The following is a 22,538-nucleotide window of genomic DNA, read 5'->3' as shown; positions in this document are numbered from 1 at the left end:
AAAAAAATCAGAAAGCCGTATATTGGCACGTTTTGAATTTAATATAATTATTTAATATAACAACTTATGTCTGAAGGAGAAAAGTTAATTCCTATTAACATAGAAGATGAAATGAAATCAGCTTACATCGATTATTCGATGTCAGTAATTGTATCAAGAGCGCTTCCAGATGTTAGAGATGGTTTAAAGCCTGTACATCGAAGAGTTCTTTATGGAATGTATGATCTAGGAGTTTTTTCAAATAAAGCCCATAAAAAATCCGCAAGAATTGTTGGAGAAGTTTTAGGTAAGTATCACCCGCACGGTGATATATCTGTATATGATGCTATGGTACGTATGGCTCAAGAATGGAGTATGCGTTACTTATTAATTGATGGTCAAGGTAACTTTGGTTCTGTAGATGGTGATAGTCCAGCTGCAATGCGTTATACCGAGGCGAGAATGCGTAAAATTTCGGAAGAAATAATGGCTGATATCGAAAAGGAAACAGTTGATTTTCAATTGAACTTTGATGATACTTTGTATGAACCAAAAGTAATGCCAACCCGTGTACCAACTTTGTTGATAAATGGAGCAACTGGTATTGCTGTAGGTATGGCTACTAATATGCCACCACACAACTTAACCGAAGTGATCAATGGTACACTTGCTTATATTGATAACAATGAAATTGAGATAGATGAGTTGATGAATCATATTAAGGCACCAGATTTTCCTACTGGTGGAATTATATATGGTTATGAAGGGGTTCGTGAAGCTTTTAAAACCGGTAGAGGGCGTATTGTTATGCGTGCCAAAGTAGGTTTTGAAGAAGTAGACGGAAGAGAATCTATTATTGTTACCGAAATTCCGTATCAAGTTAACAAAGCAGACATGATCAAGCGTACTGCTGACTTAGTAAATGATAAAAAAATAGAGGGAATTGCAAATATTCGTGACGAATCGGATAGAAATGGGATGCGAATTGTGTATATATTAAAGAGAGATGCTACTCCAAATGTAGTTTTGAATACTTTATATAAGTACACACAATTGCAATCTTCTTTCAGTGTAAATAATATTGCATTGGTTAAAGGGCGTCCGCAAATGTTGAATCTAAAAGACATGATTCACTATTTTGTAGAACACCGTCATGATGTAGTTATTCGTAGAACGCAATTTGATTTAAGAAAAGCCGAAGAAAGAGCTCATATTTTAGAAGGTTTGATCATTGCTTCGGATAATATTGACGAGGTAATTGCCTTAATTAAAGCCTCTAAAAATACAGAAGAAGCTAGAACTAAATTAATTGAAAGATTTAATTTATCAGATATTCAATCTAGAGCAATTGTAGAAATGCGTTTGCGTCAATTAACAGGTCTTGAGCAAGACAAGTTAAGAGCAGAATATGAAGAAATCATGAAATTGATTGATCACTTGAGAGCCTTACTTGCAGATGTTAATTTAAGGACAGCATTAATCAAAGAAGAGTTAGAAGAGATTCGTGATAAGTATGGTGACGAACGTCGTTCTACTATCCAATATTCAGGTGGTGATGTAAGTATTGAAGATTTAATTGCCGACGAAAATGTGGTAATTACCATTTCTCATGCTGGTTATATTAAGCGCACCAACTTAACAGAGTATAAAACGCAAAATAGAGGAGGAGTAGGTCAAAAAAGTGCGGGTACAAGAGATCAAGATTTCTTAGAACACATGTTTGTGGCTACTAATCACCAGTATATGATGTTCTTTACTCAAAAAGGAAAGTGTTTCTGGATGCGTGTTTATGAAATTCCAGAAGGAAGTAAAACGGCAAAAGGTAGAGCAATTCAAAACTTGGTCAACATTGAAAGTGATGATAAAGTTAAAGCCTTCATTTGTACTCAAGATTTAAAAGACAAAGACTATATCAATAGTCATAATCTTGTTATGGTTACTAAGCAAGGACAGGTAAAGAAAACATCTTTAGAGAAGTATTCTAAGCCTAGAGTCAATGGTGTTGCTGCTATTACTATTAAAGAAGGTGATGAATTACTTGAAGCTAAATTGACAAATGGGGAAAGCCAAATTATATTAGCTGTTAAATCGGGTAAATTAGTTCGTTTTGAGGAAACTAAAACTAGGCCAATGGGTAGAACCGCTTCTGGAGTGCGTGGAATTACTTTAAAAGATGAAACGGATGAAGTAATTGGCATGGTTACTGTTGATAAAAATGACATAAACGATTCTCAAATTCTTGTAGTTACTGAAAATGGTTATGGTAAACGTACAAAACTTGTTGATGATGATGGAGAAGATGTGTATAGAATTACAAATCGTGGTGGAAAAGGAGTTAAAACTTTAAACATCACTGAAAAAACAGGCCAACTGATTTCTATTAACGCTGTGACAGATGCTGATGATTTAATGATTATCAACAAATCTGGCTTAACGATCAGAATGGCAATTGAAGATTTAAGAGTAATGGGACGAGCAACACAAGGTGTTCGACTTATAAATCTTAAAGGTAAAGATTCTATTGCGGCTGTTACCAAAGTGATGAAAGATGATGTCAATGAAGTTATTGTTGATGAAGATGGTAATGTAATTGAATCAGCTACTATAGAGCGCGTAAAACCTGATCTTGAAATTCTTGAAGATGAAGGAGTTGTTGAGGATGATGAAGACGATGACGAAGTAGTTGAAGACGAAGACGATGTTAACGAGGAAGCTGATGAAGACGAATCAGAAGAATAAAAATAGAAACTCAATTAAGATTAATTATTAAACAAACAATGAATATTATGAATAGTAAATATGTAATACTAGCATCAACTTTATTGGTATCAGTAGCTACTTTTGCTCAAAAAGATCAAATTAAAGCAGCCGAAAAGGCATTAAAAAGCGGAAAAAGTCAAGAGGCTGTTACTTTGCTTGCTGAAGCCGAATCGTTAATAACTAGTGCTCCAGATGGTGAAAAAGCGCAGTTTTATTTTGTAAAAGGAAATACATTATTAGACTTAGCAAATAAAAGTATAGATACTGATAAAAATTTATCTCAAGCAGCGGTTGCTTACCAAGATTTAATTGCTGTTGAAAAAGCATCAGGTAAAATTAAATTTACTACACAAGCAGCAACTTCTATTACGGATATAAAATACAAATTGATTAATAATGCTATTGCTGATTCAAAGGTTGAAAAATTCTCTGATAGCGCAAGAAAATTGTATGACGCTTATCAGTTAGATAAAAAAGATACGATTAACTTGTATTATGCTGCATCAACTTATGTAAATGCGAAAGACTACGATAAGGCATTAGAGTTGTATAGCAACTTAAAGACTTTAAATTATTCCGGTAAAGGAACTAGTTATTATGCAGTAAATAAATTAACTACTCAGGAAGATTTTTTTACTTCTCTTCAAGAAAGAGATAAAATGGTAAAAATGGGGACTCACGAAAAGCCAAGAACAGAAGTGATTGCATCAAAAAGAGGTGAGATTTATAAAAATATGGCCTTGATTCTAGTTGAGAAAGGTAAAATTGAAGAGGCTAAAAAAGCAATTGCTGAGGCAAGAGTTGCAAATCCTGAAGATGGATCACTTTTATTGACTGAGGCTAACTTATATCTTGAAACAAAGGATTTTGATACGTATAAAAAATTAATAGCTGAGGTTTTAGAAAAAAATCCTAACGATGCAGATTTAATTTTTAACCTAGGGGTTCTTAGTGCAAATGCTAAAAATTTCGCAGATGCTGAAAAGTATTATAAGAGAGTAATTGAGATTAATCCTAAATATCTTAATGCTTATATTAATCTTGCAGCAATGAAATTAGATAATGAGAAAGAAATCATTGATGCGATGAATAAGCTAGGAACTACAGAAAAAGATCAAAAGCGTTATGATGAATTAAAAAAGAAAAGAGAAGATATTTTTCGTTCTGCAATTCCATTCTTAGAAAAAGGAGTAGAGTTAGATTCTAAAAACACTGACGTTTCTAAAACTTTATTAGGAGTTTATAATGCTCTTGAAATGACTGCTGAAGCTAAAGCATTAAAAGCTAAAATGTAGTATTATGTGCTTGTGTAAAAGAACCTGTCTAGTAATAGACAGGTTTTTTTATACAATTTTTTTGATAACTCTTAATTTGTGAGTGTGTTTATTGGTTTCGGTATTAAATATGCCTAAGTGGTCAATTCTGTCTATACGTACTTTACCACTAGCATGAATAATATAATTATCATCCATGATAATACCTACATGAATAATAGCTCCTTCGTCATTGTCAAAAAATGCTAAGTCCCCAGGCTCGCTCTCTTCAATAAAACTTAACGCCTGACCTTGAGTAGCTTGTTGTGATGCATCACGTAATAAATGATATCCGTTAAGTTTATAAACCATTTGAGTAAACCCCGAACAATCAATGCCAAAAGGTGTTTTTCCGCCCCATAAATAAGGAGCATTCAGGTACATGAAGGAAGTTTTGATAAGGTTGTCTTTGTTTTTTTTACCGCTCGTTTTAGTGCCTTCAAATTCATAATTATCTTTGTTGATGTCATGATGATTTAAAAAAGATAATGAGGCGCCAAGTGGTATCGGAAGCATCAAGTTGTTTGTTCCGGTTATGTATTCAAGTAAATCAGCGTTTAAAATTATAGTATCATCAGTAAGATTTTGATAGCTACTTTCGGATATTAGTTGCATTTGTTTGCTATCAATCCAGCCCTCGTAATTATCGTACTGCAATTTTATTTTATACCATTGATTGTGTTTTTCTAAAATTTCAAAATGTTCTCCAAATAAAACTTGAGAAACTATTTCGCTTTTATCACTTGCCTCATGACGAAGCGGAATGACCGCAAGATTACAAATTCCGAACATTTATGATTTTTTAAAAGGTTAAATGGAGCAAATCAAAACCTTTAATTTGCTCCATTTTTATTAAGTATTACATTCTTTCTACAACAATTGCAGATGCGCCACCACCGCCATTGCAAATAGCAGCAGCGCCTATTTTTGCGTTATTTTGTTCCAGTACATTTAATAAAGTAACAATAATACGCACCCCAGAACATCCTAGCGGGTGTCCAAGTGATACAGCGCCACCGTTTACGTTAACTTTTGAATTGTCTAGTCCTAGTATTTTAGAATTGGCTAATCCTACTACAGAGAAGGCTTCGTTAAATTCAAAGTACTCAACAGCATCAAGTGCTATTCCGGCTTTGTCTAGTGCTTTTGGTAAAGCCTTAGCAGGACTAGTAGTAAACCACTTTGGCTCTTGAGCAGCATCGGCATAACCTTTTATGTACGCTAATGGTTTTAAGCCTAATGTAAGTGCTTTTTCTTCACTCATCATGATTACTGCAGCAGCACCGTCATTAATGGTTGATGCGTTGGCAGCTGTAACTGTTCCGTCTTTGGTAAAAACAGGACTTAACGAAGGGATTTTATCAAGTTTTACATTCGTGTATTCTTCGTCTTTGGTTACCATGATCGGGTCACCTTTACGTTGTGGTACAGCAACAGGTACTACTTCATTGTCAAATTTTCCAGTATTCCAGGCGGCAGCACTTCTTTCGTAAGATTGAATAGCATACGCATCTTGATCTTCACGAGAAAAATTATATTCTGTCGCGCATAAATCAGCACAAACTCCCATTGCACTGTTGTCATAAGCGTCTGTAAGGCCATCTTTTTGCATTCCGTCAAGCATTGTTGATGGACCAAATTTTGTTCCGTTTCTCAGGTTCATGTAATGCGGAATCAAACTCATGTTCTCCATACCACCTGCTACTACAATCTCAGCGTCTCCGCACTGAATTGCTTGAGCAGCCATCATTACTGCCTTCATTCCTGAGGCGCATACTTTGTTTATAGTAGTACAAGCTACTGTTGTAGGTAATCCTGCAAACAAAGCCGCTTGTCTAGCAGGAGCTTGACCTACGCCTGCTTGAACTACGTTACCCATGTAAACTTCGTCAATTAAGTTTGGGTCTAAATTTATTTTGTCTAAAGCACCTTTTATAGCAGCAGCTCCTAATTTTGGTGCAGTTACTGTAGATAATGCTCCCATAAAACTTCCGATAGGTGTTCTTACGGCAGAAACGATAACAACTCTTTTGTTCATGTCTTTCATAATGTTAGTTTATGAAGCAAATTTAATCTTTTTTAAGTAAATTTATATTTCGAATAGAATTTAATAATTCCGATAAATTTTTACACTTCTATGTATTTGACTGTGAACTGTTTTTAATTTTTTTTGAAAAAAATATAAAAAAAACATCAAAAAAAGTTGTGAGAAGTCTAAAGAAGTAGTAAGTTTGCAACCGCAAAACAGAACACGTTTCTTGAGCTTGGAGGGGTGCCAGAGTGGTAATGGAGCAGTTTGCTAAACTGTCATCGAGTAATCGGTGCCAGGGTTCGAGTCCCTGTCCCTCCGCTTTAAGTTTTTTGTTTTTCGGGGTGTAGCGTAGCTCGGTTATCGCGCCTGCTTTGGGAGCAGGAGGCCGCAGGTTCGAATCCTGCCACCCCGACTAGAGTTTTTTTACACGAGCAATGGAGGCATAGCTCAGCTGGATAGAGCACCTGCCTTCTAAGCAGGCGGTCGAAGGTTCGAATCCTTCTGCCTTCACAAAACCCACCAATTTGGTGGGTTTTTTGTTTTTAATCCAATTCATTTAGGATGATTTTAAAAAAATATAAAATTTAAATAGTCTTAATCTCAAAATGACTAGTTGAAGAAATAGAGCATCCCGATTTTTAATCGGGACGGTCGAAGGTTCGAATCCTTCTGCCTTCACAAGACCCACCTATTTGGTGGGTTTTTTGTTTTTAATACATTTAAATAAGGATGGTTTTAAAAGCTTTAAAAAGGAAAAAAGACTTTGTTCCAAAATAAATTAGTAAAAGAAATAGAGCATCCCGATTTTTAATAGGGACGGTCGAAGGTTCGAATCCTTCTGCCTTCACAAAACCCGCCAATTCGATGAGTTTTTTGTTTTTAATACATTTAAATAAGGATGGTTTTAAAAGCTTTAAAAAGGAAAAAAGACTTTGTTCCAAAATAAATTAGTAAAAGAAATAGAGCATCCCGATTTTTAATCGGGACGGTCGAAGGTTCGAATCCTTCTGCCTTCACAAAACCCACCAAATTGGTGTTTTTTGTGTTTTATTATTTCCTACATTTACCACCACAAGACACCACTTTTTACAACATTTTCACGAACAAATCACGAACATGAAAATAGAAATTAGACTTATTGCTTAATTTAAAGAGTGTAAAGAGTAATTCATGATATTCAACAATAATTTCCTATTTTCTAATATAAGTATTGGCTATCAAAAGCTCTTTTGAAATCAAATATTGTATTGTTATATATTCTTTACCCTTTTCTTAATTAAGAGTATGCGTTAACTGTGCTTGTAATCCTCTTTTTTTAAACTCATTTTTTTTAGAGTCATTTATTATTAATAGAATGTACAAATTACATAGGGTTATGTCAAGAGTATAATTTATTAAGAAAAAAATATCAGGTTAGAATTTTTAAAAACCTTTTTTTTTATTTCCTAAATACAATTAGTTTTTTTAAAAAAAACAACAACATTAATTTTATTTATGCTTATTATATAAAATATAAATAAAAATTTATGAATTAAAAAATTCAATTTTGTATCGTTAAATTTTAAAACTCAAAAAATGATACAACAAGTAATCAAAACTGCAGCATTTGTGATTTTACTACAAACAATAGCAAGTTGCAATTCAAGTTCTAAAAACGAAAGTTCTCAAACAAGTCAGGATTTGAAAAAGAAGGATTCAGTTCTAGATCATGTTTTAACAAAAACAGAACGCGATGCACTTAATCCAGAGCAGGTTTTAAAAGAGTTTATTGCTGGAAACGATCGTTTTAATTCAGGGAATATTACCCAACGTAAACATTCGGAAGAAATTAGGAAAGCTGCAACTGATGGTCAATATCCAAAAGCAATGGTTTTAAGTTGTTTAGATAGTAGAGTGCCAGTAGAAGATGTTTTTGATCAAGGTATAGGAGATGTATTTGTAGGCAGAGTAGCTGGAAATTTTGTAAATACTGATTTATTAGGAAGTATGGAGTTTGCCTGCAAAGTTGCCGGTGCTAAATTGATTGTTGTTATGGGGCATCAACATTGTGGAGCTATTAAGGGTGCTATAGATAATGTGCAATTAGGAAATATAACTTCAATGCTCACTAATATTAAACCTGCTGTACAAATGAGCGATGATTTTAAAGGAGAAAAGTCTTCTAATAATGAAGTGTTTGTTAAATTTGTTGCTAAGAATAATATAAGAAATACAATTTCTCAAATTAGGTCAAAAAGTGAAATTTTGAAAAAGATGGAAAGCAATGGCGAAATTAAAATTGTAGGGGTGTTTTATACATTACGAACAGGAAAATTAGAATTTGTTGACTGATTACTGATGATAATTTATTAACTTTTATCAGCCAAAAATTTAAGTTTAATTATCAATAATCTATCCACAGAACTTTATAATCTCTTAGGGTTTATTTATAAATACAACACAAAAAAAATAAACGAAATCAAAATGAAATTGTTTTTTCTCTCTGTGATGTTCCTGATTTTAAATAGTGCTTTACCACATCCCGATTTTTAATTGGGACGGTCGAAGGTTCGAATCCTTCTGCCTTCACTTAAAAACTCACCATATTGGTGGGTTTTTTTGTTTTTAGTATATTTTGCTCCCCGTTTTTTGCGCATCAATCCTTAAAAGCATCAACCATCACAGTCTCATTCGTATAATCAAAATAGTTTTACGCAGACTTCTTTACCATTTACCGTACATTTTTTCCTTATTTTTTAATATCTTAGCCAAGTAAATTTCTTGCATTTTTATAGTGCAACAAAGTTTTTAAGCCGCATCTGGCTTACCAAAAGCACATTAAACGCAAGCAATTACAGTAGCTCAAGCACTATTAATTGCTTACCTATCATTTACAATCAATACATTTCATGGCAGCCGAACAAAAACAAAAATTAGAACAACAACTCTGGAACATCGCAAATACCCTTCGTGGCAAAATGGATGCCGATGATTTTAGAGATTACATATTAGGTTTCATTTTCTATAAGTACCTGAGTACTAAAATGGATTTGTACGCCAATACCATCTTACAACCCGACGGTTTGACTTTTCAAGAAGTAGTAGGACATCCTGACGAAGCCCTTTTGATGCAAGAAATAAAACAATTGGCTATTGACAAATTAGGCTTTTTCTTGGAGCCTGCTGATTTATTCTCAGAACTAGCACGCAGAGGTAACGCTGGCGGAAAAAACAATTTCATCCTGGGCGATCTAGCCAAAGTACTCACGCACATTGAGCAAAGTACCATGGGGTCAGAAAGCGAAGAAGATTTTGGCAACCTCTTTTCGGATTTAGATTTAACCTCTCACAAACTAGGAAAATCCGAAGCGGATAAAAACGAATTGATCGTAAAAGTCTTGATTCATCTGGACGAAATTGATTTTGATTTAGAAAATACCGACAGTGATGTTCTAGGCGATGCCTACGAATATTTAATTGGTCAGTTTGCTAGTGGCGCAGGCAAAAAAGCGGGTGAATTTTACACACCACAACAAGTCAGTAGCATCTTGGCACAACTAGTAACCGTAGGCAAGGACAAACTCAAAAGCGTTTACGACCCAACTTGTGGATCAGGTTCCTTGCTGTTGCGCGTAGCCAAAGAAGTAAAAGACGTCAGCGCTTTTTACGGTCAGGAAATGAATCCTACCACTTACAACTTGTGCCGCATGAACATGATCATGCACGATGTACACTACAAACGTTTTGATATTAAAAACGAAGATACCCTAGAACGCCCACAACATTACGATTTGCGTTTTGAAGCCATCGTAGCCAATCCGCCATTCTCGGCCAATTGGTCTGCGAGTCCGCTGCACATGATCGATGAGCGTTTCTCGGCCTATGGCAAACTCGCCCCAAGCTCAAAAGCTGATTTTGCTTTTGTACAACACATGGTGCACCAGCTTGACGATAACGGAACCATGGCTATAGTTTTGCCACACGGCGTTTTGTTTCGTGGTGGAGCCGAAGGACACATTCGCCAGTATTTGATCCAAGAGAAAAACTACCTCGATACCGTAATAGGATTACCCGCCAATATTTTTTACGGAACCAGCATCCCAACCTGTATTTTGGTCCTAAAGAAAAAACGCGACAATCCAGATAACATCTTGTTTATAGATGCCAGCCAACATTTTGAGAAAGTAAAAACCCAAAACGTGCTGCGCAAAGAAGACATCGACAAAATAATCGATACCTATAAAAATCGCACCGAGGAAGAAAAATATTCCCAAATTGCCGCAATTTCCCGCAATCGTACAGACGCGATTAATCGCGTCTCTACCATCGCCGAAAATGATTATAATTTAAACATCCCGCGCTACGTAGACACCTTTGAGGAGGAAGATGCCATAGACCTACAAGCCATAACCCAAGAATTACGCGCCTTAGCCCATGAAAGCAAAACCACCGATGCTACCATTGCCAGTTTTTGTAGGGAGCTAGGAATTGAAACCCCATTTTAATCATGAATAACACTTTATACACACACGATTATTGGGGCGTTCCCCGCCAGAAAAAGGCAGGTCGGGCTATCCACTCTATCTTTTGTTCCGCTGCGCTCCACAAAAGGATGCCGTTCCTATCCCTAACGCAAAAAATTACCCGTCATGAATAGCCTAAACGTACCAAAATTGCGCTTTCCCGGGTTTGATGGGGAGTGGGAGAAAAATACTTTAGGAGAAGCTTTTACAATTTTTAATGGTTATGCTTTTTCAAGTACTTCCTCTGTTGATGAAGGAGTTTTATGGGTTAAAATTGCTGATGTTGGTATTCAAGAAATGAAAAAAAATAATCTTTCATATTTACCTGCTTCATTAAAAGAAAAGCACAAGAAATTTATTATATCGAAAGGAGATTTTGTTGTTGCTTTAACAAGACCGATTTTGAATGGGAAATTAAAGATAGCTCAAATAAATAGCTTCTTTGATGGTGCTTTATTAAATCAACGAGTTGGTAAAATAGTTTCTAATAATTCACATTATTTCATTTATTCTTTACTTCAAAAAGATGAATTAATTAAATTCATTGAGAATAATATTGCAGGTTCAGACCCGCCAAATTTATCTCCAAATGAAATAAATTCAATTGAAATTTCATATCCACCACTCCCAGAACAACAAAAAATAGCTTCTTTTTTAAGCTCGGTAGATGAAAAAATACATCAATTGTCCCGCAAAGTAGCACTCTTAGAGCAATACAAAAAAGGGGTAATGCAACAATTATTTTCAGGAAAATTGCGCTTCAAAGATGAGAATGGAAAGGAGTATCCGGATTGGGAAGAGAAAAAGTTGGGGGATGTTGCTACTAAAAAATCATCTAATATTTCTGCAAATAAAATTGAAGATAATTTTGGGGAATTTATCATTTACGGAGCATCAGGAATATTGAAAAAAGTTGATTTTTATAAAGAGGAAAGCGATTATATAAGCATTGTAAAAGATGGTGCGGGTGTTGGAAGACTATTGTATTGCAAAGGAAAATCATCCGTTTTGGGAACGATGGAAATAATAAGTCCAAAACAAAATATTGACACCTACTTTTTATATTGTTTACTTTCAAATATTGATTTTGTAAAATATGTAACTGGGAGCACGATTCCGCACATTTATTTCAAAGATTATTCAAATGAAATCTGTGGTATTCCATCAATAAAAGAACAGCAAAAAATCGCCAATTTTTTATCGGGCATCGATGGTAAAATAGAAAAGGTCAATGGGGAATTGGTAAAAACGCAAGAATTTAAAAAAGGATTGTTGCAGCAAATGTTTGTGTAGAGACGCGATTCATCGCGTCTATTTGTGCGTTATAAAATTGTCAGCGATGGTAGAGACGCGATTTATCGCGTCTATATTGATAAAATCGAATTGTGGGGAATGAAAGAGACGCGATAAATCGCGTCTGTACGTGCGGATAGCATGGCGTCTATATTTGCGTTATAAAATTGTTTGGGATGGTAGAGAAGCGATTTATCGCGTCTAAATTTGTGAAATCAAATGATGGGGAATGAAAGAGACGCGATAAATCGCGTCTGTACCAGAAAGCATGGCGTCTATTTGTGCGTTATAAAATTGTTGGCGATGGTAGAGAAGCGATTTATCGCGTCTATATTTGCGAAATCGAATTGTGGGGAATTAAAGAGACGCGATAAATCGCGTCTGTACCGGGTAGCATGGCGTCTATTTGTGCGTTATAAAATTGTTTGGGATGGTAGAGAAGCGATTTATCGCGTCTATATTTGCGAAATCGAATGATGGGTAATGAAAGAGACGCGATAAATCGCGTCTGTACCGGGTAGCATGGCGTCTATTTGTGCGTTATAAAAATTTTTTGGGATGGTAGAGAAGCGATTTATCGCGTCTATATTGATAAAATCGAATTGTGGGTAATGAAAGAGACGCGATAAATGGCGTCTGTACCGTACCGGATAGCATATAGCAAAATGAATCATTTTATAAAAAATGATGATATTCAATAATAATGAAATATGAAAAAATTTCAAAATAAATATCGCATTCCATCCGCCCGATTGCAAAATTGGGATTATGGCGAAAATGGAGCGTATTTCATCACAATATGCATTGATAAAATGGAATGTTTATTTGGGGATGTTGTTTCCAAATTGGATGTTTCCAATGCGAACGTAGAGACGCTATTAATCGCGTCTCTACAGGATACGATTGATGAAAAATGCGAAATGCAATTGAATGAATTGGGAAAAATTGCCCATGATATTTGGGATGAAATTCCGAATAAATTTCCTTTTGTAGAATTGGGTAATTTTGTAATTATGCCCAATCATATGCATGGAATTTTGATTATCAATAAATTAGTAAAGACGCGATTAATCGCGTTTGAAAATGAAAATGTTGAAAATGCCAATGGAAATGCACACGTAGAGACGCGATTAATCGCGTCTAAAAATGAAAATGTGGAAAATGCCAATAGAAATGAACGCGTTGAGACGCGATTAATCGCGTCTAAAAATGAAAATGTGGAAAATGTCAATAGAAATGAACGCGTTGAGACGCGATTAATCGCGTCTGAACATGAAGAGGATGATAAAAAAGGCGGTTTTTCCGGAAATAATAATCCGATGTTTCATGAAAATATATCCCGAATCATTCGTTGGTATAAAGGCAGGTGTAGTTTTGAAATGCGTAAAATTCATGCCGATTTTAATTGGCAATCCCGATTTTACGATCATGTTATCCGTGATTCAAGAGCATTCGATACCATTCAAAATTATATAGAAGATAATCCTTCAAAATGGAAAAAAGATAAATTTCATAATTAAAAATATGAGCCACCAATCCGAAGCTACACTAGAAAACAACTTAATCAAGCAATTGATTGGCTTGAAATATACGTCTGTCAAAATTCAAGAAGGAGACGCTTTATTTTCTAACCTTAAAAGTCAGTTAGAAGTTTTTAACGAAACCACTTTTACAGTCAAAGAGTTTGATGCTGTTTTGAATCATTTGTCCAAAGGCAATGTTTTTGAAAAAGCCAAAACACTACGGGATCGCTTTCAATTAACTAAGGAAGATGGGACTTCGTTCTATGTTCGGTTTTTTAATGCGGAGGATAACAGCAAGAATTTATATCAAGTTACCAATCAAATATCATTAGAAGGAAGCTATAAGAACCGTTTTGATGTCACACTTTTGGTCAACGGCTTGCCATTGGTACAAATAGAATTGAAACGTTCGGGCATCGAAATCAAAGAAGCCTTCAACCAAATCAATCGCTATCAAATGCACTCGTTTTGGAGCAACCATGGTTTGTTTCAATACGTGCAATTGTTTGTCATTAGCAATGGCGTTAATACTAAATATTTGGCCAACAATAAATTGCAATCGGTCAAACAAACCTTCTTTTGGGCTGATGCCAATAATAAAAACATCACCGAGTTACCTGAGTTTACAGCTGTTTTCTTAAACCCAAACCAATTGGGTAAAATGATAGCACATTACATCGTGATCAACGAAACACATAAGGTAATGATGGTGTTGCGTCCGTATCAATTTTTTGCTACCGAAGCCATTATTCACCAAGTTAAAAACTCGAATGACAACGCTTACATTTGGCACACCACAGGATCGGGTAAAACCTTAACTTCCTTTAAGGCCAGTCAAATTTTAATGGAATTGCCCGAAGTCTATAAAGTAGTTTTTGTTGTAGACAGGAAAGATTTGGATTACCAAACCATGAATGAGTTCAACGCTTTCAAAAAAGACAGTGTTGATGTTACTGATAATACCCAATCGTTAGTCAGACAATTGACTGATAATACCAAGCTAGTCTTGACCACCATTCAAAAATTAAACAATGCCATTTCGGAACGGTTTTCTGGCAAAATAGAAGCTTTACGACACAAGAAAATCGTTTTTATATTTGATGAATGTCACCGTTCGCAATTTGGAGAAACACACGACCGCATAACTAAATTCTTTGAGAAAAGTCAGCTAATAGGTTTTACAGGAACACCTATTTTTGCCGAAAATGCTTCAAAGAATGATTTAGGAAAACGTACCACCAAAGATTTGTTTGGCAACTGCTTACACAAATACGTCATTACCGATGCGATTCGGGATCAAAACGTTTTGCGTTTTGGGATTGAATATGTGGGGAAATATAAGAACAAGAGCAATGCTTTTATTGACATAGAAGTAGAAGATATTGACAAGCAAGAAGTGCTGGATTCCGAAAAGAGAATCAACAAAATTGTAGATTACATCATTGCGTATCACGATCAAAAAACGTTCAATAAAGACTATTCGGCACTGTTAGCAGTAAGTAGCATTGATAATGTGATTAAGTATTACGACCTTTTTCAACAAAAGAAAGAAGCTGGAGCACACGATTTGCGCATTGCAACTATTTTTACGTATGGTACCAATGAAGATTCAGCAGAAGCACAAGATTTCTTGCCTGGTGATGATGATTTTGATATGGCAGCAGAACCAAAAGCCAGTTATCAATCCAAACACACCAGAGATAAGCTAGAAAAGTACATTGGAGATTACAACAAAATGTACAATACCAGTTTTTCGACCAAGGATAGCCAACAGTTTGAGAATTATTTCAAAAACATTAGCCAAAGATTAAAAGATCGAGAAAAAGAAAACTTCGACCACGAGAAAGACCGTTTGGATATTGTGATTGTCGTGAATATGATGCTGACGGGTTTTGATGCTAAAAAAGTAAATACGCTATATGTAGATAAAAACTTGAAGCAACACGGCTTGATTCAGGCGTATTCCAGAACCAACAGGATTCTGGGAGAACAGAAGTCGCAAGGAAACATTTTGGCTTTTAGAAATCTTAAAAAAGCGACTGACGATGCCATTACTTTGTTTTCGAACAAAGAGGCTATTGAGGTCGTTACCATGCCCGATTACGATGCCATTGCTGAGAAGTTTGACGAAGCCTTGAAACTTTTAAGAGAAATTGCGCCTACGTATCAAAGCGTAAATGATTTAAAAAACGAAGAAGAAGATGCGCAGTTTGTGCAAGCGTTCAGAAAATTGATGCGAGCCATGAATGTATTGCAATCCTACACTGATTTTGACTGGGAGGATTTAGGTATTGATGAACAAGAATACGAAGACTACAAAGCCAAGTATCTAGACATCTACCAAAAGGTGAAACAGGATAATGAAAAGAAAAAGACATCGATTCTGGATGACATTGATTTTGAATTAGAATTAATCCATACCGACCAAATCAACGTCGCGTACATCCTAAAATTGTTAGCGCAACTAAAAGGCGAAAAAACACCAACAGCAGCGGCAGCGCAAAAGAAAGCTATCATTGATTTATTGGGTGGAGACATTCAGTTGCGAAGCAAAAGAGATTTAATCCAAAAATTCATAGATGAGAACATGCCCAACATCAAAGACGGTGATTCTATTGAAGACGAATTTGAAAAATACTGGAAAGATCAAAAAGTCTTGGCATTAGGCAAACTATGCGACGAAGAGCACTTGGACAAAGCACAATTCAAATCCTTAATCGATGCCTACATATACAGCGGTCGAGAACCCATAAAAGACGAGGTTTTTCAATGCTTAGACAATAGACCCAGCATCCTGCAAGCCCGAACTATTGGTGACCGAATTATAGCAAAAATGAAGGAGTTTGTGGAGGTTTTTGTAAAGGGGATGATGGCGTAATTGGTAAACTATAAAATTAAATTAATCACCGAATTTTTGCGGTGTAAAAATAGTTTGCACCGCAAAATTACTTTTACACAAGTGAATTCAAAAGTAAATTTTGGTGTTTCAACTTACGTGATACATCACATGAAGTGAGTAAATAATGAGATTCCTCTTTCGTTAAAAAGAAAAAACCAAGCTGCTGTGTTCTTAACGAAATTAAATTGCTAAGGCTTATTCGACATTTTGTCAAAAGTTAGAATCCTTTATTTGTTTTAATACAGCAATCCAATTTTTTGTATAATTTTACAAAATACCACTCTTAATTAATACTGTAATTGTATCAAAAATGAAATTTTTTTTCCTCTCTGCGATGTTCCTGTTTTTAAATAGTGCTTTAGCACAATCTTCTTTGCCTAATTCACTTATTGAAAAAAATGACAAAGTAAATGACACGACTTTTGTGAATTTAAAAACGTATAGTGATGCTTTTGTCTATGATATGAAGTACGCTACTGATGATAATTTTTTAAAAGCTAAAGTGTATGATTGCTCAGAGTGTTTTTTACGATTAAAAACGGTTAAAGCTTTGATTAAAGCCAATACCAAATTGGCTCAAAAAGGATGTAAAATAAAAATTTATGACTGCTACAGACCTTTGGATATCCAAAAAAAAATGTGGGAAATAGTTCCTAATCCTAAGTATGTGGCAAACCCTAAAACGGGTTCTATTCACAATAGGGGTGGAGCCGTAGATATTTCCCTTGTAACGCTTCAAGGAGAAGCAGTGGATATGGGTACTGATTTTGATTTTTTTGGCGAGAAAGCAAGTCATTTATATCAGGATTTACCTAAAAATGTATTGCAAAACCGAAAACTATTAAAATCAGTAATGATTAGTGCTGGTTTTAATTCATTTGATTCAGAATGGTGGCATTACAATTTGAAAGCGGGCTTGAAAAACCCCGTTTCTAATATAAAATGGGAATGTGAATAATACCTATTCTACACATTTTAAATAATTGATAAAATAGTTTTCAGGATTGTAGGTTTCGTTATTGAGTTCAGAAAGAAATTCTTTTTTAATAACATGATCCTCAGTATCTGTTAGGTATTTTATTCGCATTAAAGTGATAGGGACTGTTTTAAGATCTTCAAAATTTTCTTTGGCAAACATAAAAATGCCTGAGTTAATTCTGTTGTCAAATTGATTGTCATCTCTTAAAATGGTGCCACAATTCTCTTGATCAACATGAACTAAGGTTACAATTTTACCGTTGTTTAACTGCAGGTAAATCTTTGAGTTTTTATCGAAACAATTTGCTCTAATAAAGTCTTTGCTTTTTTGAATGGTTTGGACATTTAAAGTAGGTAAGCCATCAGTCATAGCTAGGGAGAAAAAGATGTAACTTTTATTTGTTCCAAAATTTTTCTCACTAATCATGTATTCTTTTGTTATTTTATAGGAACCTATGGAATCTGTAATATTTTCACTGTATTCACAAGGTTTTTGGCTAAATACAGCAGTATAAATTAGTACAAAAAAGAGTAGTGTTATGTATTTCATTTCAATTATATTTTGTCGCAAAGTAAAACAATTTTGTCATTATTTTCATCAATTGTAAAAAAAAAATAGGTGTCCCCACCATCTTTAATTTTCCATTTTTTTCTGATTTTTTCTACTGTATCTGGAAAGTTTCGAATTGTTATGTTGGCTTTTTTATTTTCGAGTTGTATTTTCATTTCGTTTTTTGAGTATGGAAATGACTTTCGAATTTGAAACGTTCTCCCTGGAAAAGGAATTTGTTCATTTGATGTGTATAAATGGGAATGTTTATGCAGTTTGTTCACTTTGTAATAAGCACTAACAGCATCAAACCCTCCAGATTTCATTATGGCACTATTTGCTTCGTAAAGGTATTTTTGAGGTTCACTGTAAGTTGCAATTTGGCTATTATCGTTCCAAACAAAATCAAAGTTTTCGATTTCATTTTTGGTTAAGTTGACTGATTTTATGGTGGTGTTTCCTGAGTATTCTTTATGTAATTCCCATAAAAGTTCTTTTACTTCATTTTCTAAAGCAATGATATGAATGTTTTTAACGCATTTAAGTTCTGAAAGTCCAGCGGTAATATCCAATAAAGGTGCTGTTTTTATCAAAATTGAATTTGATTTTTGAAAGTAAAAATCTAAGTTTTCAGGAACATTTGGCAAACAATCCTTTAGCATAAAAACTTTGCCTTTAGCATCATTTCTTCTGGAGGGGTCAATGTATATCCAGTCCCAATTTTTGTTTATGTTTTTAAGCGTTTCATTACTATCTCCAGAGTAGCAGGTTATGGAATTACAATTGAGTTGATTGAAATTGTGTTTTGCTATTTGAGATAATTCGGTATTAATTTCACAATGAGCTACATCTTTAAAGATTTTTGAGAAATAATAGTCATCAACACCAAAACCGCCTGTGAGATCAATAAGTGATGTTCCATGGATTAGCGATGCTTTGTAGGCTGCCGTTTTTTCTGAAGATGTTTGTTCTACAGAAATTTTACTTGGGTAATACATTAAAGCGGTAGTGAACCAAGTAGGAAGTTTATCCTTGGCTTTAGCCTTAGCCTCGATTTGGTTAATAATTTGAATCCAATCTACTGAATCAAACGGATTTTTTTGCAAGGCAAGCTGTGCTATATTTTTATCCAAATTATTGTTTATAAACAATTGGATATCAGAATCTAATATTTTTGAGTTCAACGTTAAATATCTTTTGTTAAAAGCATAATTATTTTATTTTCTGGAAAAAACTCTTTTCCTATGACTTTGATGATCGTGTAAATGGGCACAGCGATGACCATTCCTAAAATTCCAGAAAGGAATCCGGCAATAAGGATAACTAGAAAAATTTCAAGGGGATGTGAGCTTACACTTTTTGAAAAAATTAGCGGTTGTGATACATTGTTGTCTATTACTTGTACGATCCAAAAACCTATGAGTACATATATTGTTACTGGTAATATTTCAGTTTGAAAATTACTTCCTAAATTGCTTAACATGGTTAATATTGCTGCTAAAACAGATGCAATTAAAGGGCCAACATACGGAATGATATTAAGCACTGCACACAAGAAAGCAATAACAACGGCATTAGGAACACCAAAAATTAATAGAACAATTACGTACAATAAAAAGACAATAAATAGCTGTAATAGTAGCCCTATAAAATATCTTGATAGTAATCCATTTATTTTATCAAATGAATTTAACACTTGTTCTTCATGGCTGATAGGAATTATTTTTTTTACTCCAATGATGAACATCAAACGGTCTTTTAAAAAGAAAAAAGTGATGAATAATACCGATCCTAATCCTACTCCAAAACTACTGATGGTATTTAAAATTGAATTAAGAAAATTAGGAATGAAAGTGAAATTAAGTTTAGAAGTGATATTTGATTCCTTTAGTAATTTAGCAGAGTCGATATTATGATCGTTTAAAAAAACACTAATTTGATCTATTAAAATAATAATATCTTTTTCAATTTGGACAGTATTTAATAATGAAAGGTTTGCGCCTTGAGAAAGAATCAAAGGAATAAACATCATAATTAAGCCAGATAAAATTCCGATAAATAAAAGTAAAGTTACTATTGTTGCAACTAGATGATTGAACTTTAGTTTATGTTTGAAAAAATTTAAAATAGGATTACCAATCAGGGTTAATATCAAGGAAATAATGATATATATTAGTATGGACTGAATTTGGTAAACAAAAAAGAGGATCAAACCACAGCAGATTACAGTAAAAAGGGCTCTTAAAATACCGTTTGAAATAATTTTTGAGGTAATCATAATTTACATTTAGTTTGTAAATATAAAAAAACTCGCTAACAAGTAGCGAGTTTTCTATATTAATAACGACTGGAATTATATTCCAAAACTTGCTCTTGCTCCACCTGAAACAAAAACTGCAGCCATTCTAGATTTTTGACCGTTAGAGAACATGTACATTCCTCTATCGTCAGTATAATCCATGTAGTTCATTGTCATTTCTACTGGAGTACCAGTACAAGTGCTGTAGTGCGGATATGCAGGAACTCCAGAGTTTGCTGCATTGTGTGTAGGTGTATCAGAGACTAAATCACTTCCACAATTTGCATCACCCCAAATGTGACGTAAGTTCATCCAGTGTCCAACTTCATGTGTCGCTGTTCTTCCTAAGTTGAAAGGGTATACAGCTGTACCCGTATTTCCTAAATATTTAGAATCGATTACAACACCATCAGTAGAAGAAGATCCACCAGGAAATTGAGCATAACCTAAAATTCCACCACCAATAGTACAAGCCCATAGGTTCATTTTTGTAGTTGGAGATGTTGGAGCAATTCCACCTTGTGAAGCAATTTTCATAGCGTTGTCAGTACCCCAAGATGTTTTTGTAGTAGATTTTCTATATACAGCATCAAGAACGAAAGAAATACCAACATTAGCTTTAACTCCTGCAAATAAAGTAGGAACTTGATTAAAGTCAGAATTCAAAGCGTTGAAATCTTTGTTTAGAATATCAATTTGAGATTGTATTTGTGCTAGAGATATATTTTCTGCGGTAGTTCTGTACAGAACATTTACTACAACAGGAATTTGAACTTTACCATTTACTAATCTTCCATTAGCCATGGCATTTTTGGTGAATTCCTCAATTTTGTTCATTCTTAATGCAAGTGATGGATCCGCTTTCATTTGAGCATCAAGAACTTCTTGTGAAGCACAACCCCTTTTAAGTGCTGCAGAAGCTTCTGGAGCATTTGTTTCTGTGGTATCATTTTGACAAGAAAAAAGCATCATAAATGCTAGAACGGGTAACATAATTTTTTTCATAATTTGTTTGTTAAATATTAATAGTTTTGGTTAATTACTTTTGAAAATTTTGTTTGAATCAAATTATATATCAAACGAATTTAATTTTAGTAGGTTGAGAATGGGATATTTTGGTACAATTGACCTTTTAAAAAAATAAAGAGACGACTAAGCTAGTAGTCTCTTTAAAATTATTTATAAAGTATGTTATATACCGAAACTTGCTCTTGCTCCACCTGCAACAAAAATTGCAGCCATTCTAGATTTTTGACCGTTAGAGAACATATACATTCCTCTATCATCTGTGTAATCCATGTAGTTCATTGTCATTTCTACTGGAGTACCTGTACAAGTACTGTAATGAGGATATGCAGGAACACCATAATTTGCATCATTGTGAGTAGGTGTATCAGAAACTAAGTCGCTTCCACAAGTTGCATCACCCCAAATATGACGTAAGTTCATCCAGTGACCTACCTCATGAGTAGCAGTTCTGCCTAAGTTATAAGGATAAGCACCTGAACCAGATAAGCCAAAATATTTAGTATCCATTACTACACCATCAGTTGCTGAAGCTCCACCAGGAAATTGTGCATAGCCTAATATTCCTCCACCAATTGTACAAGCCCACATATTAAGTTTCGTTGTAGGTGAAGTAGGATCTAGACCTCCTTGTTTTGTTTTTTTCATTGCATCTCTAGTTCCCCAAGATGTTTTTGTAGTAGATTTTCTGTTTACTGTTTCTAAAACGAAACTAATGCCAACATTAGCAGCAACTCCAGAAAATAGGGCAGGTGTGCTACTGAAATCTGAATTAGTTGCATTAAAATCGGCGTTTAATACATCAATTTGAGATTGAATTTGTGCCAATGAAATATTTTCTGCTGCAGTTCTATATAAAACGTTTACAACAACAGGAATTTCAATTTTACCATTTACTAATCTTCCGTTTGTCATGGCTTTTTTAGTAAATTCTTCAATTTTGTTCATTCTTAATGCAAGAGTAGGATCGGCCTTCATTTGTGCATCAAGAACTTCTTGTGATGCACAACCTCTTTTAAGAGATGCCGTAGTTTCTGGAGATGATGTTTCTGTAGTGTCATTTTGACAAGAAAATAGCATCATAAATGCTAAAGCTGATAACATAATTTTTTTCATAGCAGGTTTGTTAAATATTGATAGTTTTGGTTAATTATTTAACAATTTTATAACAATATTTTTGAAAAAAAAATTTTTTTGATTTTTTTTTGGGATAAAAATCTCAAGCCTTCGTTTTATAAGGGCTGCTAAAAATCTGTTATTTTTAAACACACGAATTTTCTGATATGACCACATTGTAAAATCATGAAACATGCTTATTTGTTAATGATGGCAAAATAAATTTAGAATTAATGCAAGATATTGATTGATATTGTGCTAATTTAAT

General features: G+C 34.3%; 15 protein-coding genes and 3 tRNA genes. 11 read left to right on the top strand and 7 right to left on the bottom strand.

What is annotated here, in order from left to right; genetic code table 11:
* The first annotated feature begins 66 nt into the window (after positions 1–66).
* Both gyrA and FJV36_RS07125 read left to right on the top strand, forming a co-directional pair.
* Positions 67–2,718, top strand: a complete 2,652-nt coding sequence (gene gyrA, locus FJV36_RS07130) for a DNA gyrase subunit A (protein WP_158730534.1) — start codon at positions 67–69, stop codon at positions 2,716–2,718.
* A gap of 47 nt (positions 2,719–2,765) precedes the next feature.
* Complete coding sequence (locus FJV36_RS07125; protein WP_158730533.1) at positions 2,766–4,034, top strand: lipopolysaccharide assembly protein LapB; 1,269 nt, start codon at positions 2,766–2,768, stop codon at positions 4,032–4,034.
* A gap of 48 nt (positions 4,035–4,082) precedes the next feature.
* Here the strand turns inward: FJV36_RS07125 and FJV36_RS07120 are convergent, their stop codons facing one another.
* Entirely contained in the window at positions 4,083–4,844 is a 762-nt protein-coding gene (locus FJV36_RS07120; protein WP_158730532.1) for a C40 family peptidase, read from the bottom strand.
* A gap of 67 nt (positions 4,845–4,911) precedes the next feature.
* On the bottom strand, positions 4,912–6,090 hold the full coding sequence (locus FJV36_RS07115) for an acetyl-CoA C-acyltransferase (protein WP_158730545.1): 1,179 nt from the start codon (positions 6,088–6,090) through the stop codon (positions 4,912–4,914).
* Between the two features lie 228 nt (positions 6,091–6,318).
* On the opposite strand from FJV36_RS07115, the gene FJV36_RS07110 reads away from it, so the two are divergent.
* The 9 genes from FJV36_RS07110 to FJV36_RS07070 all read left to right on the top strand — a co-directional run bounded on the left by FJV36_RS07110 (position 6,319) and on the right by FJV36_RS07070 (position 17,259).
* Positions 6,319–6,402: transfer RNA gene (locus FJV36_RS07110), tRNA-Ser, on the top strand.
* A 19-nt stretch (positions 6,403–6,421) separates the two neighbouring features.
* Positions 6,422–6,496, top strand: a tRNA-Pro gene (locus FJV36_RS07105).
* A gap of 24 nt (positions 6,497–6,520) precedes the next feature.
* Positions 6,521–6,594, top strand: a tRNA-Arg gene (locus tag FJV36_RS07100).
* A 1,065-nt stretch (positions 6,595–7,659) separates the two neighbouring features.
* Positions 7,660–8,415, top strand: a complete 756-nt coding sequence (locus FJV36_RS07095; RefSeq protein ID WP_158730531.1) for a carbonic anhydrase family protein — start codon at positions 7,660–7,662, stop codon at positions 8,413–8,415.
* 557 nt (positions 8,416–8,972) lie between these two features.
* The gene (locus FJV36_RS07090; protein ID WP_158980958.1) at positions 8,973–10,568 is read left to right on the top strand and encodes a type I restriction-modification system subunit M; all 1,596 of its coding nucleotides are present in this window, start codon (positions 8,973–8,975) and stop codon (positions 10,566–10,568) included.
* 144 nt (positions 10,569–10,712) lie between these two features.
* Positions 10,713–11,879 carry a restriction endonuclease subunit S gene (locus tag FJV36_RS07085; RefSeq protein WP_158980956.1) on the top strand — a complete coding sequence of 389 codons (1,167 nt, stop codon included), beginning with the start codon at positions 10,713–10,715 and terminating at the stop codon, positions 11,877–11,879.
* A 710-nt stretch (positions 11,880–12,589) separates the two neighbouring features.
* On the top strand, positions 12,590–13,399 hold the full coding sequence (locus tag FJV36_RS07080) for a transposase (RefSeq protein ID WP_158730528.1): 810 nt from the start codon (positions 12,590–12,592) through the stop codon (positions 13,397–13,399).
* A gap of 4 nt (positions 13,400–13,403) precedes the next feature.
* On the top strand, positions 13,404–16,280 hold the full coding sequence (locus FJV36_RS07075; protein WP_158730527.1) for a type I restriction endonuclease subunit R: 2,877 nt from the start codon (positions 13,404–13,406) through the stop codon (positions 16,278–16,280).
* A gap of 331 nt (positions 16,281–16,611) precedes the next feature.
* Positions 16,612–17,259 carry a M15 family metallopeptidase gene (locus tag FJV36_RS07070; RefSeq protein ID WP_158730526.1) on the top strand — a complete coding sequence of 216 codons (648 nt, stop codon included), beginning with the start codon at positions 16,612–16,614 and terminating at the stop codon, positions 17,257–17,259.
* Between the two features lie 3 nt (positions 17,260–17,262).
* Here FJV36_RS07070 and FJV36_RS07065 read toward each other — a convergent pair whose 3' ends face one another.
* From FJV36_RS07065 to FJV36_RS07045, 5 genes are all read right to left on the bottom strand, one after another.
* On the bottom strand, positions 17,263–17,829 hold the full coding sequence (locus tag FJV36_RS07065) for a hypothetical protein (protein WP_158730525.1): 567 nt from the start codon (positions 17,827–17,829) through the stop codon (positions 17,263–17,265).
* A gap of 5 nt (positions 17,830–17,834) precedes the next feature.
* Positions 17,835–19,013 (bottom strand): class I SAM-dependent methyltransferase, encoded by a 1,179-nt coding sequence (locus FJV36_RS07060; RefSeq protein WP_158730524.1) that lies wholly within the window; start codon positions 19,011–19,013, stop codon positions 17,835–17,837.
* 2 nt (positions 19,014–19,015) lie between these two features.
* Positions 19,016–20,107, bottom strand: a complete 1,092-nt coding sequence (locus tag FJV36_RS07055) for an AI-2E family transporter (RefSeq protein WP_158730523.1) — start codon at positions 20,105–20,107, stop codon at positions 19,016–19,018.
* A 75-nt stretch (positions 20,108–20,182) separates the two neighbouring features.
* Positions 20,183–21,133, bottom strand: coding sequence for a zinc metalloprotease (locus FJV36_RS07050; protein WP_158730522.1), 951 nt, complete (start codon positions 21,131–21,133; stop codon positions 20,183–20,185).
* A 186-nt stretch (positions 21,134–21,319) separates the two neighbouring features.
* A complete protein-coding gene (locus tag FJV36_RS07045) occupies positions 21,320–22,270 on the bottom strand; it encodes a zinc metalloprotease (protein ID WP_158730521.1) in 951 nt (316 codons plus the stop codon).
* Between the last annotated feature and the right edge of the window lie 268 nt (positions 22,271–22,538).

It is taken from the genome of Flavobacterium sp. I-STPP5a, assembly GCF_009764685.1.
Lineage (GTDB): Bacteria > Bacteroidota > Bacteroidia > Flavobacteriales > Flavobacteriaceae > Flavobacterium.
The sequence above is the reverse complement of the archived record's forward strand: the minus strand, read 5'-3'. Positions and strand labels throughout refer to the sequence as shown.